We start from the raw sequence: 393 nt of genomic DNA on the forward strand, positions 1-393 counted from the left end.
GATGATGGGCCGTCAGCAGCAGGCGCGCACCATGGGCGCGGCACAGCCGCCCCAGTGCGGCATAACGCGCCATCCGTGCCGCTTCTTCCACACCGCTGTCGGCCACCCGTTCCAGTTGCACGCGCTCGTGCGCGCAGGTGATGCCGCGCTGCGCACATGCCTGCTCGGCATGCGCCAGCCAGGCATCCGCATTGGGCGAGAGTCCATGATGCACATGCAGAGCCACCACGCGCCCGCCGGTTTCACGCTGCCACTGCGCGGCCGCTTCCAGCAGCACCGTGGAATCGAGCCCACCGCTGAAGGCCACGGCCAGCGTGTCCTGCGCGGGATCGAAACCGGTCGCGGCCAGCGTGGCGTGCAATGCCTGCAGCAGCTTGCCGGTGATCTTGCCGG

Annotated in this window: 1 protein-coding gene; it reads right to left on the bottom strand. The window is 69.5% G+C overall.

Annotated features, from left to right (window positions below; genetic code table 11):
- Positions 1-393, bottom strand: a 393-nt coding sequence (locus JHD67_RS21615; RefSeq protein WP_199101191.1) for a tRNA lysidine(34) synthetase, incomplete at both ends; no start/stop codon positions are given.

Origin of the sequence: Dyella sp. ASV21, assembly GCF_016428975.1 — a bacterium.
Taxonomy (GTDB): Bacteria; Pseudomonadota; Gammaproteobacteria; order Xanthomonadales; family Rhodanobacteraceae; genus Dyella.